The 11,964-nt window shown below is 43.7% G+C and carries 16 protein-coding genes; 12 read left to right on the forward strand and 4 right to left on the reverse strand.

Going from position 1 to position 11,964, the window contains the following annotated elements:
• Window positions 1-36: 36 nt before the first annotated feature.
• Window positions 37-1,803 (reverse strand): ABC transporter substrate-binding protein, encoded by a 1,767-nt coding sequence (locus DMO16_RS19950; RefSeq protein WP_129479689.1) that lies wholly within the window; start codon window positions 1,801-1,803, stop codon window positions 37-39.
• Window positions 1,804-1,917: 114 nt separating this feature from the next.
• Here DMO16_RS19950 and DMO16_RS19955 point away from each other — a divergent pair, with 114 nt between their 5' ends.
• The 3 genes from DMO16_RS19955 to DMO16_RS19965 all read left to right on the forward strand — a co-directional run bounded on the left by DMO16_RS19955 (window position 1,918) and on the right by DMO16_RS19965 (window position 4,013).
• Window positions 1,918-3,186 carry an MDR family MFS transporter gene (locus tag DMO16_RS19955; RefSeq protein ID WP_129479691.1) on the forward strand — a complete coding sequence of 423 codons (1,269 nt, stop codon included), beginning with the start codon at window positions 1,918-1,920 and terminating at the stop codon, window positions 3,184-3,186.
• 76 nt (window positions 3,187-3,262) lie between these two features.
• Window positions 3,263-3,679 carry a MarR family winged helix-turn-helix transcriptional regulator gene (locus DMO16_RS19960; RefSeq protein ID WP_129479693.1) on the forward strand — a complete coding sequence of 139 codons (417 nt, stop codon included), beginning with the start codon at window positions 3,263-3,265 and terminating at the stop codon, window positions 3,677-3,679.
• A complete protein-coding gene (locus tag DMO16_RS19965; protein ID WP_129479695.1) occupies window positions 3,663-4,013 on the forward strand; it encodes a DUF3147 family protein in 351 nt (116 codons plus the stop codon). Before DMO16_RS19960 ends, DMO16_RS19965 begins: the two co-directional genes overlap by 17 nt.
• A 1-nt stretch (window position 4,014) precedes the next feature.
• Here DMO16_RS19965 and DMO16_RS19970 read toward each other — a convergent pair whose 3' ends face one another.
• Window positions 4,015-4,617: a flavin reductase family protein gene (locus tag DMO16_RS19970; protein WP_129479697.1), complete on the reverse strand. Its 603-nt coding sequence runs from the start codon at window positions 4,615-4,617 to the stop codon at window positions 4,015-4,017.
• A gap of 93 nt (window positions 4,618-4,710) precedes the next feature.
• Between DMO16_RS19970 and DMO16_RS19975 the strand changes: the two genes are divergently transcribed.
• From DMO16_RS19975 to DMO16_RS25250, 5 genes are all read left to right on the forward strand, one after another.
• On the forward strand, window positions 4,711-5,409 hold the full coding sequence (locus DMO16_RS19975; protein ID WP_277873770.1) for an ArsR/SmtB family transcription factor: 699 nt from the start codon (window positions 4,711-4,713) through the stop codon (window positions 5,407-5,409).
• Between the two features lies 1 nt (window position 5,410).
• On the forward strand, window positions 5,411-5,794 hold the full coding sequence (locus DMO16_RS19980) for an MmcQ/YjbR family DNA-binding protein (protein ID WP_129479699.1): 384 nt from the start codon (window positions 5,411-5,413) through the stop codon (window positions 5,792-5,794).
• 22 nt (window positions 5,795-5,816) lie between these two features.
• Window positions 5,817-7,187: a dipeptidase gene (locus tag DMO16_RS19985; RefSeq protein WP_129479701.1), complete on the forward strand. Its 1,371-nt coding sequence runs from the start codon at window positions 5,817-5,819 to the stop codon at window positions 7,185-7,187.
• A gap of 550 nt (window positions 7,188-7,737) precedes the next feature.
• Entirely contained in the window at window positions 7,738-8,091 is a 354-nt protein-coding gene (locus tag DMO16_RS19990; protein WP_061971757.1) for a hypothetical protein, read from the forward strand.
• Window positions 8,092-8,195: 104 nt separating this feature from the next.
• Window positions 8,196-8,324 (forward strand): hypothetical protein, encoded by a 129-nt coding sequence (locus tag DMO16_RS25250; RefSeq protein WP_277873771.1) that lies wholly within the window; start codon window positions 8,196-8,198, stop codon window positions 8,322-8,324.
• Window positions 8,325-8,522: 198 nt separating this feature from the next.
• On the opposite strand, the gene DMO16_RS19995 is transcribed toward DMO16_RS25250, so the two are convergent.
• Window positions 8,523-8,723: a hypothetical protein gene (locus DMO16_RS19995; RefSeq protein WP_061971759.1), complete on the reverse strand. Its 201-nt coding sequence runs from the start codon at window positions 8,721-8,723 to the stop codon at window positions 8,523-8,525.
• A 275-nt stretch (window positions 8,724-8,998) separates the two neighbouring features.
• Between DMO16_RS19995 and DMO16_RS24405 the strand changes: the two genes are divergently transcribed.
• The 3 genes from DMO16_RS24405 to DMO16_RS20005 all read left to right on the forward strand — a co-directional run bounded on the left by DMO16_RS24405 (window position 8,999) and on the right by DMO16_RS20005 (window position 10,660).
• The gene (locus DMO16_RS24405) at window positions 8,999-9,157 is read left to right on the forward strand and encodes a hypothetical protein (protein WP_164988971.1); all 159 of its coding nucleotides are present in this window, start codon (window positions 8,999-9,001) and stop codon (window positions 9,155-9,157) included.
• Entirely contained in the window at window positions 9,148-9,333 is a 186-nt protein-coding gene (locus DMO16_RS20000) for a peptidoglycan-binding domain-containing protein (protein WP_129479703.1), read from the forward strand. The genes DMO16_RS24405 and DMO16_RS20000 overlap by 10 nt, the downstream gene beginning before the upstream one ends.
• Before the next feature lie 124 nt (window positions 9,334-9,457).
• Complete coding sequence (locus DMO16_RS20005; RefSeq protein ID WP_074440542.1) at window positions 9,458-10,660, forward strand: FtsW/RodA/SpoVE family cell cycle protein; 1,203 nt, start codon at window positions 9,458-9,460, stop codon at window positions 10,658-10,660.
• 42 nt (window positions 10,661-10,702) lie between these two features.
• Here the strand turns inward: DMO16_RS20005 and DMO16_RS20010 are convergent, their stop codons facing one another.
• Window positions 10,703-11,227, reverse strand: a complete 525-nt coding sequence (locus tag DMO16_RS20010; protein WP_061971763.1) for a DUF2179 domain-containing protein — start codon at window positions 11,225-11,227, stop codon at window positions 10,703-10,705.
• A gap of 248 nt (window positions 11,228-11,475) precedes the next feature.
• On the opposite strand from DMO16_RS20010, the gene DMO16_RS20015 reads away from it, so the two are divergent.
• Window positions 11,476-11,964, forward strand: a complete 489-nt coding sequence (locus DMO16_RS20015; RefSeq protein ID WP_129479706.1) for a VanZ family protein — start codon at window positions 11,476-11,478, stop codon at window positions 11,962-11,964.

Here is an 11,964-nt window from a genome sequence, read left to right on the forward strand (position 1 = left end):
TTACAAAAGACCAACCAGGAGAGGTTGGTCTTTTTTTCATTTTGTTTTGCTAATCTCAGGCTTCACCCACAGCTTTCTGAAATCGGTCCAGCCGAAGTCGTTCAGCCGGACACCCTTCAGCAAAGCAGGATAGTTCCATTCTTTTGCGATATGATACAGGTGAAGAAGTATCTTTTGTTCATAAAAATACGTTTCAATGCTGTCGATGATCTCTTCCCGTTTTTCATAGTCCTCTTCTTGTAAAAACTCCCCCAAGTAGCGATCAAGCACCTCGATTTGCTGCTGAGTTAAGAGGGACCGCATGCTTCGTTCCCCTTTCAAAAAGGAAAGAAAGCCATATTGGGCATCCCGTTCGAGCACTTCCCCCTTGGAGATCATTTCTCCATCATGCTGCTCGGTATCCAAGAGCGAATAGGGGGACAGATTAAGGTAAATTCCAACCTCGCGAAACCGATTTTGAATCCACTCCGCCTCTCGAAGTCCTTCACTCGTGTAATCCAAATACTTAAACGTAAGCACTTCTCCATTGTATGAGCTTTTCTTCAATAGCGAACGGGCGCGCGTGATTGAGGAGGGGGGAAATGATGATCGCTCGCTGCGTTCTGGCCAGAAGCTGCTGGCCGGACACCCCCGTCGTCCGCCGAGTTCAGAAATGAGCTGGTTGGGGTCAATCAGCTCAGCAATTGCCTGGCGGAAATAAAGGTCATGATGCGGTCCTTCCCTTTGGAAGTTAAAGACGAGGTAGCGAGAGCCCGTATTGTTTACTTTCATATGCCGGTTCTTGGTTGTTCCACTTCCAGGCAGTTCATAATCGATAATCCGGTCAGGATTAAGTTCCACAAACCAAAGCTCAACACGATCTAGGAGCGGCCGGCCATTAAAATGGTTATCAAAGGCTTCAAGTACAAATACGCGATCGTTATATTCGGTCACATTAAATGGGCCTGTTCCAATCAGTTCTCTCCCTGTCATGATAGGGACGTCTTGAGGAAGGATGGCCGCGTTGAAGGAACTGAGATAATGAAGAAAGAACGCATTTGGCCGTTTTAATCTCATCTTAATTCCGTATTCATGAAAAGCTTCAATCGATTGAAGCTCGGAAAAAAGGTGGCGAAACGGTGATTGAACATCCGGGTCCTTTAATCGTTCCAGTGAGTATTTGACATCCTGTGAGTTGAGGTTTCTGCCATGGTGAAACCTCACGCTTTTTCGCAAGAAGAACGTCCACTCCGTATATTCTGAATTTACTTCCCAGTGATGGGCAAGGTGAGGTTCGAAAGTTTCGGTGACCGAATTGTAGTTGATCAGTGTATCAAAGATCTGACGGACAAAGTGGGCTTCGGCTGCTGTGTAGGAAAAGGCAGGATCCAGGGCAGCGAGAGGCCGCCTCATCGGGATTTTAAGCAAATCCACGGAACTGGATACGGTTTGCTTCACCTGAAGGCCAAAGTTGTTCTGCATTTGCATCTGCAGTTTTTGAGCGAGATGTTCCGGCATAAGGGGACGTTTAATAAACTCCGCTGCTTCTGCAATCTGGTTTTTTGCGAGAAGTTTTGAAAAATAAGCTGCTGCGGCTTCCTCCAGATCGTAATGAAAATGCACCTTGGATCGGTTGCCCCGTCCTTTACCTGGAACCCAAGTGAGCCATCTTTCTTCGCCCATCCGTTTTAACAGCAGATTCACGTTTCGTTTTGTGCAATAAAACAAGGATTCCAGCTGGCTGACAGTGACTTCTGCGGGTTGATCATCTTTATGCTCGGGGTGCTGAAGATGAAGGGTAATGTAGTAATCGAGGATTTCCATGCTGGCTCCCTCCCTAAAAGGTGAAATTCTTTTTTGAATTTTACACTTTTTCTGCGCCTTTTACTAGAGGAAAATAAACAGCAGATAAAGGGATTGGTAAAAGGAGGGAAATGCATGTTTAAGAATTTGCATCCGAATATTAAAATCAGAATCATTACTTCGTTTATGGCCCGAGTGGTAGGGACGATGATCTTTCCGTTCATGGCGATCTACCTCTCGGATAAGCTTGGCCAGGCGCTTGCAGGAATTATCCTGCTGATCAATGTGTTCGTCTCGATCCTGGTAGGGTTTTACGGCGGATATGTGTCGGACCGGGCAGGACGGAAAAAGGTGATGGTGATTGGACAGCTGTTCACTGTCATAGCCTTTTTGTTTATGACAGCGGCCAATTCACCATGGTTTGATTCCGCTTGGGTTACCTCGTTTATGATGCTCATCCAAAGTATCAGCTCCGGGTTGATGAACCCGGCAGCTGAAGCGATGCTGATTGACGTAAGTACAAAGGAAAATCGAAAATTGATGTACAGCATCAATTATTGGGCAGTGAACCTGTCGATCGCGCTCGGTTCCATTGTCGGCGGTGTTCTGTTCAAGTCCCACCGTTTCGAACTGTTTATCGCTATCACGGCGGTAAGCATCATCACACTATATCTTGTTGCTTATGTAATGAAGGAGTCTTTCACCCAGACAGTTACTGTCACTGAAAAAATCAATGTATTTAAGGACATGGCAGCAAATTATCAAACAGTCATGAAGGATCGATTGTTTTTATGGTTCTGTATCGCTTCAACCCTGATCGTAGGTATTGAGTTCCAAATGAGTAATTATATCTCTGTCCGGCTGGAAGAAGAGTTTGTATCACACAGTGTATCGCTGGGCGATATGTTCACGTATCACCTTGACGGGTTACGAATGATCAGCTGGCTTCGGACATTCAATACCGTGCTCGTCGTTTCAGGTACCATATTAGTTACCAGATGGATGCGAAAGTATTCTGACCATAAAGTGATCTATACAGGATTTTGGATGTACACCGCAGGCTATGCGGTACTTGGATACAGCAACTCTGCCATCCTGCTGGTGGTTTGCATTTTCATCGCAACCATCGGTGAACTCATGTATGTGCCGGTTAAACAATCGATTATGGCTGATATCGTGAATGATGATGCGCGGAGCTCGTATATGGCGGTACAGGGACTAACCTTCCAGGTGGCGAAAATTCTTGGTGCAGCCGGAATCACGATCGGTTCTTTTGTTCCCTCATGGGGAATGGCGCTTGCCTATCTTGTATCTGGCATGCTCGGAATCTACTGCTTTACTAAAGTCACAGGACCATTGAACAAGGGAATAAAAAAAGCAGCCAAAAAAGCAGCTGCTATCTAAAAAACAGGGGCAATAAAGCGCCTATTTCTTGCAAGATTTTATATCGTATTGTACGATACAAAATGAGGTGAACAAAATGAATGTTGAGTTTATAAATAAATGCTGGACGGATTTGTATTATTTTCTCCATTACAGACACGAGGAAAAATTGACCCACCAGAACGTGCGCTGCATGCAGGCGGTTAAAAAGAAGACAAAAGCTTCCGTCGCCGATCTTGCAGAAGTGCTTGGGGTTACACACCACTCCGCCTCTGAGCATGTAAAGCGGCTGATGGAAAAAGGATATCTCCAAAAGGAACGATCACCCGAAGATAAAAGAACGGTATATGTAAAACTGACAGAAGCGGGGGAAGAAGTACTCAAACGAAACTCTGAATTAGATGAACAAAAACTGAAAAAAGTACTGGATCGCTTAAGCAAGGAGGAACAGCAGAGTGTAATGGCTGTTTTTCAGAAACTGAGAGAGGAGGCCAGGAATGTATACGATCGTTAAAATTACCGTTTCCGCTCTCGTCATTGGTGTCATTACGGCATTAGCCAAACATTCACCCCGTTTTGGAGGAATCCTTGCCGCCTTGCCGCTTGTCAGCCTGCTCAGTCTTTTTTGGCTCTACACACAGGGCGAGCGGGGTGACCACTTAAGCCAGTTTTTATATGGCGTGCTTTATGGACTGCCGAGCACTATTGTTTTAATTTTTATTGTAGCCCTTTCTTTAAAGCAATCGCTCCCGTTTTTATTATCAGTTGTACTTGGTGTCGGTGGCTGGGGATTGTGCCTGCTCCTGCAAAAATTCCTTCTATCGGGTGTTCTGTTAAACTTCCGCTAGGTTATGTTTCTGAACGATACGTTTTGCCAAGCTCTTCTGCAAGGCCATAGTAGTGCCGGAAATTATAGATTAATGGATTCCATTTGGCAGGATCGACATGGTTTTCTCCTTTTACTATGTTTGAATGGGCATGAACATGAACGGATTCCGTCTCTACGACAGCAAAGAATGGTGAATATTCCGGGATACGAATATGCATTACTTTAGCTTCAATCTGCAAGGGACATTCCGGAATTCGATCAGGTTTAACGCCGATGGATGAAAACGATGAGAAGCCAGCAACCGCAAATTTGTCTTTTTTGTAGGTAAACCCTAAGTTCTGTTTAAAGACTGGGACTGGATCAGTTCCCGTATAAGGAGCTAGCATCTCCACTTGCTTCCAGAGCGAAGCATCAGGAATGTTTAACACACATTCAGGAGTGCGTTTCAGATTTTCAAAGGCTTTTCCGCCAAGTCCAATTCCTATAACAATACTATTTCCAAGCGCCCATGACGATGAGATCGGGCTGATATTGGTGGTGTGGTCTTCATTTAAGGTGGTAAGGAGGATGACCGGTGTACCGTAGTAGAGGATTTTTGGTGTAATTGTTTGGATATTTTTCATAGGTTCTGCCCCTTTTCTTTATTTGTATTTATTGTAGTGCAGGAATTTTTCGATGTTCATCGAAGTATGGATGCAAAAGGAGGAGATGATCAATTGGCACAATCCAATGTGGCGGAAATCGCATCGATCGTAAGTGAATCGTCGCGTGCTGCCATGCTGACCGTCTTGATGGATGGAAGGTTTCATACAGCCAGTGAACTAGCGCATAGGGCAGGTATAAAACCACAAACCGCCAGCTTTCACCTGTCTAAAATGCAAGAGGCTGGTGTGATTGCACTAGAAAAGCAAGGGCGGCACCGTTATTACGGTATCCTTAATGAAGAGGTCGCAAAGGTGATGGAATCACTGCTTTTTATAGCGCCGCCTGTAAAAATAAAATCGTTAAAACAGTCCTCTCAGGATAAGGTAATTCGCTATGCGAGAACGTGCTATGACCACCTTGCTGGAAATGTTGGCGTTCAGCTGACAGATGCGTTGCTTAAAGCTGGATTTCTTGAAGAAGAAAAAGAGAATTTCATGGTACCGGAAGAAGGTGTTCGTTTTTTTGGTGAAATGGGTATTGAGCTCGAAAGGATAAGAAAGAAGCGCCGATCCTTCTCTTACCGGTGCCTGGATTGGAGTGAACGGCGCCATCATCTGGCTGGATCATTAGGAAATGCTCTGTTGGAACGGTTTTTGGAGCTCGGGTGGATGCAGCGGGTTCCACAGAGTCGAGCGGTGAAAATTACGGAAGCTGGGATAACAGGATTGAAGACAACATTTGGAATAGATCTTTCATTGGAGGAAAAATAAAATGTCTGTCCATAAAAAGGTCCAATCAGAATCAGGACTGAGAATGCTCGAAAACGTTCGTGAAATCTGTACTCTATTTCCAGAAACAGTGGAGCACATCGATGGCTTTGGTCATACTTCGTTCAGGGTGAGGGAAAAACCTTTTATCATTATGGGAGAGAACGAACACGGAACCTCCCTGGCGATAAAGACACTGCCTGAAACACAGGAAATCCTTTTGCAGGAGGAGCGGTTCTTCAGGCCGGCCTATATTGGTCATCATGGCTGGACCTCGATTTACAACTCGGAAAAAATAAATTGGGAAGAAATTAGAGGTCTTATCTATGAAGCTTATTGCCGAACAGCACCCAAACGGCTGATCAAAATGATACAGGAAGACCATTAATAAAGGAAAGGAAGTACATAACATGAATCAAAAAATAGAAGATTACCTGGTGAACAACAGAGATACCCATTTGAGCCAATTAAAAGATTTTTTGGCGATCCCGAGTATTTCCACCCTGCCCGAACATAAAGCTGACATTGAAAAAGCGGCAGAATGGATGGCCGAGTCCTTAAAGAGATTGGGAATGGATAACGTTAAAATCTATGAAACGAAAGGGCACCCGGTCGTCTATGGAGATTGGATGAAAGCGGAAGGCAAGCCAACTGTGCTGATTTATGGCCATTATGATGTACAGCCGGTAGATCCTGTGGAACTCTGGAACAGCCCCCCTTTTTCTGCGGAAATTCGTGATGAAAAGATTTATGCCCGTGGAGCGAGTGACGACAAAGGACAGACCTTTATGCATTTGAAAGCACTGGAGGCTATTCTTAAAACGACAGGCACATTGCCGCTTAACTTCAAGTTCTGTATTGAAGGAGAAGAAGAAATGGGAAGCCCGAATCTTCCTGCGTTTGCAGAAGCACATAAAGATCTGTTGGAGGCCGACCTTGTGGTTGTCTCCGATACAGGAATGATTGAAAAAGGAAAACCATCGATCACTTACGGGCTAAGGGGCTTATGCGGACTTCAAATCGATGTCAGGGGACCGAAAGGCGACATCCATTCCGGACTTTATGGCGGGGGAGTACAAAATCCAATACATGCCCTTGTGCAAATTGTGGATTCCTTCCGCAGCGAGGACGGTCACATTCTTGTGAATGGCTTTTATGACGATGTTTTAGCAGCTACCGAACAGGAGAAAGAGGAATTTGCCTCACTGGCGTTTAATGAGGAGGGGGTAAAACAGGAACTTGGGGTCAATGAACTGGCTGGAGAGAAAGGATATTCCTACCTTGAGCAGACCTGGACACGGCCGACTCTTGAAGTGAATGGCATCTATGGCGGATATCAAGGCGGCGGTCTGAAAACCGTATTGCCCTCCTCTGCACATGCAAAGATCTCGTGCCGCCTGGTGCCCAATCAGGATCCTTCAAAAATAGTGGAGCTGCTCAAGCAGCATATCATTCAACACCTTCCTGCCGGTGTGGACGTGGAATTAACACCATTTGACCAGGGCTATCCTTTTTTAACACCGATTGATCATCCTTATGTCCAAGCCGCCGGAGCTGCTTATGAACAAGTGTATGATGTCAAAACAACCTATATCAGAAGTGGAGGTTCCATTCCAATTGTAGCGACTTTTACACAACTGTTTAATTTGCCGGTTGTCTTAATGGGGTTCGGCCTGCCGAGTGAAAATTTCCATGCACCAAATGAGCATTTTCATTTAGAGAACTTTGATAAGGGTCTGCGTGTGCTGTGCCATTATTGGAACGATCTAGCCAAAATGTAATAATAAATTCCGATTGCCCTTGTTGTTTAGACAGCAAGGGTTTTTTGTGCTGTTCATGTACAAGCAGGGGAGTGAAAACTGAATAGATTAGTAGCAGGAGGTGACAGTTGTGATGAAAAAGGGATGTAATTGTTCAGGGCGTAAGCCTCAAGATAATCGTAAGCCCATTAACAAAATCAAATTTGGACAACAGAAAGGAAGCTGCAATGGCTGCTCAAGATCCAACAAGCCGGTGCAGTTCTTGTAAAAGTGCCACAAAAACATGATGTCGATTATTTTCCGGGAAATATGCTGGCTTATGTCGTTTATTTCTATGGAATGGCGGATACACATAAGTACAGGCGATAAGAAAATAGAAGTAGACAATAACTGCACGATAATCTGACAAGGATTTTTCTAGAAGTGTCATAATCTAAGCATAAGAGGTTTATCAATAAAATTTACGGTTAGAAAATGTAACGGATTTCTATTTTTTTTAGCCATAATTCCGTATAGTTGCATAAAGATAAGTACTACAAGCCTGTGAATAAAAGGAGAGGCGTGTAAACCAATGGCTACCTATCACAATAAAAAGTTTGTGTCTGTGCCGGTACACAATGCGGATTCACCTATTTTTTTCACCTGCATTCAGGAAGGGTTGATTGTACGTGCCACTTATACAGGGGAGGAAATCCAATGCGGCAGGTTTGTTGGTATGGTAAACCAGCACGGAGAACTGCATTTTACGTACCATCACGTGAATACTAAAAATGAACTGCGGAGCGGTGAAGGCAGACTGTTTCCTGAACGTCTTTCAGATGGCTCCTTGAAATTATCAGGAAGCTGGCAGGGAATGAATGGCTGGACCATGGAAAGTATGCTATGTTATTCCCAAACCGCAAGAAAACTGAAAACAAGTGTTTAAGGTCCCACGGTGCTTTTGCACCGTTTTCTTTTGTTTGTCGAAACCAACTGGGAATGCATAGTATCTTTATACGAGGCATTGTACATATATCAAGGAGGGAGCAGATGGAGAAGAAGACAATTCGACTTTTGTTCATAATCGTGGTGCTTCTGTTGTTTTCCGGTTGCTCAAACGGAAAACAAGCCAACGCTGCTTTTTCCCAATGCAAAGGGCTGCAGCCTTCAGGTAAATGAATCTCGTCTTTCTCTTTCCCGAGATAAATGGTGTCTGTTCTGTGCAGGCATTTTCCCCAGGGTGAAAAAAGTTGGGACAAGAAAGCTGTGTCACATTTCAAACATACAAATAAATCGAAAATAAAAGAAATGGCGGTTCTTTATAAACAATACTTCAAGAAAACGAAGAGAAAGCCTTCTAAGGCCTTCTCTTCGTTTTTATCTGAAGATATCGTACGACACAGTACCGCTTTTAATTGTGAGTGATTTTAATTTTTGGTTGGCTTCCGGATTGGCCTTCAGTTCGGTCATAAACTTGTCATACGCTTCCTGCACAGAGGAGACAGTGTATACTGCCCGTTGACGTTTGTTCTCGGTTGCAGCCTCTACCAGAAAGAGTTCAAAGGTATCTTTGTTCAACAATCGCACCCCCATAATGTTATGGTTATAACATTCTTCAACTCTTTACAGACTCCTGCATGTTACGAAAAAGTAAAGTTTCTATTTAAAAAGGAATTAGTGGGTATTTTTTTACTGTTTTGTTATTAATAGATTTCGCTGTCCTGCTGTTAGGTAACTGGTAGGTGAAACACTATTTTAAGATAAAAAATGGGAGGTCGATGAATTGAATTTGAAGAAAACCTTTGTTTGTTTAACGGCAGCTGGAACTTTGGCGATGCAGGGAGTGGTGCCCCTTGGCGCGCATGCTGAAAGCTTGCACAAATAAGAAGTTGTTCGCCCGTTCCGCACTTACCATTGATGGCATCGTTGGCAAGAAAACATGGACCGTGATGTGGATCTCTTTCCGTATCCGGGCCATCTCATCAAATAAGGAGATAAAGGTGTGGATGTGAAACGAATCCAGGCCCGACTGAGCGATGCAAACATAGATGTTTCGATTGACGGCATGTTTGGTTCAAAAACAAAAATGGCAGTGGAAAAGTTCCAAAAGAAGTTTGGTCTGCAGATGGATGGCGTTGTAGGACCTGAAACATGGAATATCCTCTTTAATTATGCAGATAATATTTAAAGATAGTAAGGTAAAAAGACAGCGCCGAACGCTGTCTTTTTTTGTTTCATACAAAAGATTTTGTCGCAAACTTTTACACCCTTGTGGTTCCAATATATAGTAGAATATAATCGGGTGATAGATTATGCTAAAAAAACTATTAAGAAATGTAGATTACAGTTTGGTTATTGCCACGATTGGACTTGGTGTATTCGGCCTAGTCATGATCTACAGCAGCAGTTATTGGATAGCTTTTCATTATGATCTTGAAGCGGACTATTTTTTTAAACGTCAGTTGATTTTTATACTCGCGGGTATGCTCGTATTTTGCTTTGCATTAATTTTTCCTTATAAAGCCTATATGAAGCTGACCAAACCGCTGATTCTGGTAACCACCTCTTTGCTGGTTCTGGTGTTCTTACTAGGAAAAGTGGTAAATAATGCTCAGTCTTGGATCAGCCTTGGCGGTTTCAACCTGCAGCCGGCTGAAGTGGCCAAATTGGCCATTATTATTTATCTGTCTTCTGCTCTTGCAAAAAAACAGTCGTATATCTCCGACTTTAACCGGGCAGTTGCGCCACCGTTGGTTGTAGTCGCTTTCATTGCATGCCTTATTCTCATGCAGCCAGATTTTGGGTCCATGCTGATTCTGGTTTCAATCGCCGCATGCATCCTGATTTGTGCAAAATTGCGTTTTCGGCATCTGCTGTTTCTTTCCTTATCTTCCATCCTCTTAATGACGGTATTCTTTATGTTTGTTGCGAGTGATGAACAAATCTCCCGTTTTAAAGGAGCATATGCGCCTTTTGAGCATCAGAAAGAAGGATATCAGCTGATCAATTCGTATGTCGCCATTTCTGCGGGTGGGATGGATGGCGTTGGCCTTGGCAATGGGATAACGAAATATGGGTATTTGCCAGAGGGGCAAACGGATTTTATTATCGCAAATGTCTCCGAAGAGTTTGGGTTTGCAGGTGTACTGGTTGCCCTCACCGGTTTATTTTATCTTGTGATCAGAGGGTTTATTATTGGCTTAAGAAGCAAGGATACGTTCGGCCGCCTTCTTGCCTTTGGGATTTCAAGCATGATTGGTGTACAATCCTTCATAAATTTAGGAGCGGCTACAGGACTTTTGCCGGTAACCGGTGTTCCGCTGCCTTTCTTGAGTTATGGAGGATCTTCGCTTCTTGTTTTGATGTTTTCGATGGGCGTTCTGACCAATGTATCTGGTTTTGTGAACATGAAAAGTAAGTCAGCAGACGAACAGCCTGTTCCTGATGCCAAGCCGGTCAACTATTCCTCTGCAAGCACAGTTGTTTCCTTTCAAAAAAAGAAACCGGCTCACTAAAAAGAGACACCACCTGTCCCATTGGCAGGCTGTGTCTCTTTTTTATCTTTGCTTCTTTTTCATGCTTTTTGTTAAATATCCGCCTTTAAAGCTTCGAATCTCAAAGGAGACAAGAAAGGCTTTTGGCGCCAGTTCATTGACAATTTGCAGAAGTTCCTTCTCCCTGCTGCGCTTCGAAAGTACGTCAATCCGGAACCGGGCATTGTCTTCTCGCCCTTCGCCTTGATATACCGTTACACCAAACCCTTCTGCACGAAGCCGGTTTACCAGTTTCTCAGAACGATCCAGCAAATTTATTTGATGGGTTACATAACCGATGGCTAATTTATTTTCCAGCACACCGCCAAGCATAAGGCCAGCTCCAAAGCCGATCGCATAAGCGATAATGTTCCAAATGTTCGACATATCTTGAAACACGATACCGAGTGAGAGTACATTGATCGCTGCTTCTACTACTCCAATTACACTGGCCTTTCGCGTTTCTCCTTTAACAAGAAGTATGGTCCGGAGAGTCACGATGGGGAGAAGGGATAACTGCATCAGAAAGATAATTAACGGCTGCCACATATGGGGATCCTCCTTCTATCGTTGATTTATCGTGACAGTGTAACACAGCTTCGTATATATTCCTAATCGGGAGTCTGTGTTTTTAATTTCTCGTCTATTTGCCACGCATTTGTGTTTATATTTAACCTTAATGATGAGCAGCAAAACGCTATATCAAAATGAAAGCGATTCCAACATAAAAATAATACAAAGTACCTTGCGTTAATAGTAGAATTGAAAAAGAATTCTATAGAAAGTCTGGTGTTTGGATGAAACGGTTCATATGGTATTGGCTGCCAGTCCTGCTTGTCGCTGGCGGAATCTTTTATTCGTCAGCCACTCCTTATAAACAACAGGATATGAGGCCGACCCTCTCTCAATTTTTGAATCATGAAAAGATAGCCAGTATTTTTTCTTCGGTATCTTTTCAGTATGCGGGCAGCGAAGTAAGTGTAGAAGCGTTGGGAGCTGCTGGATTTGTAGAGTTTTTTATCCGCAAATGTGCTCATTTCTCTGTGTATTTCTTGCTTGGATTTCTGATATTCAGGGTTCTCCGTTTTTATTTCTCAAAAGGAAAAACGGCATTGTTTTCCTTTGTTCTAACTGTCGCCTATGCCGCGTCTGATGAAATTCATCAGCATTTCACTTCTGGGCGTTCTCCACACGTGGAAGATGTGATGATTGATGCTGGCGGGGGAACGGTGGGCATTCTTATTGCTTTCCTGTTATACAGACGGTATTTCAGAAGTAACCCATAA

Source organism: Fictibacillus sp. S7 (genome assembly GCF_004127935.1).
Lineage (GTDB): Bacteria > Bacillota > Bacilli > Bacillales > Fictibacillaceae > Fictibacillus_C > Fictibacillus_C enclensis.